1 protein-coding gene is annotated in these 707 nt (G+C 68.5%); it reads right to left on the bottom strand.

Going from position 1 to position 707, the window contains the following annotated elements:
- On the bottom strand, positions 1–397 hold a 397-nt coding region (locus tag ACFWJO_RS40125; RefSeq protein WP_386873280.1), incomplete at its 3' end, for a hypothetical protein.
- Positions 398–707: the final 310 nt, after the last annotated feature.

The raw sequence follows: 707 nt of genomic DNA on the forward strand, positions 1-707 counted from the left end.
CGAACCCGTCACCGCCACGTAGCGCTTCCTGCCGGCCCCGCCACCACCGGGTCAGCGCCCGGGCCCGCACGATGGGCGCTGGTGCTTCGACATCGAGGATCGTGAACTTCTCGTACTCCGCGTACGCGAGGTCCGTCAGCAGCCGCGGACCCAGCCCGGGCCAGCTGAACGTGCCCTCGAGGACCAGGTTCTCCCCACGGGACAAACAGATCTCGGTGATCATGTCGAGCAGTTTCGTCGACTCGGTGTGCACCAGGGTGGCGAGTTCGCGGGGCATCAGGCGGTGTCCGTCCGCAAGGTCGATGCTCAGCAGGTCGGTGTAGACGCCCTGCTCGATGGCGTCCCGCAGCAGATGGTCCTTGATCGTGTCCGCATCGAGTACCCGCCAGGTAGGCATCGACGATGCCGTCCCGGGTTCGGCGACGAGCGACCGGGTCGAACAGGTGGATCGAGGCGGAGGGGCCGTCCTTGTCGAGGATCCCGCCGGGCCGGCACCAGGCCTCGAGGTCGGCGGCGACAGCGGCGGGGTCAGAGTGCATTCGCCTGCGCACGCCGGTCGGCGGTGGCCGCGAGGAGGACCCGGTAGTCGTCGTCGCCGAGCAGGTCGCGGGAGCGTTCGATCTGATCCCAGGTGCCCCGCACATAGCTCTCCCCGAGCGGATCATCGCCCGGAACATGCCCGAAGGTGTAGTCCCAGGCCATCAGCT

Source organism: Streptomyces sp. NPDC127092 (assembly GCF_042722475.1).
In the GTDB taxonomy this organism is placed as follows: domain Bacteria; phylum Actinomycetota; class Actinomycetes; order Streptomycetales; family Streptomycetaceae; genus Streptomyces.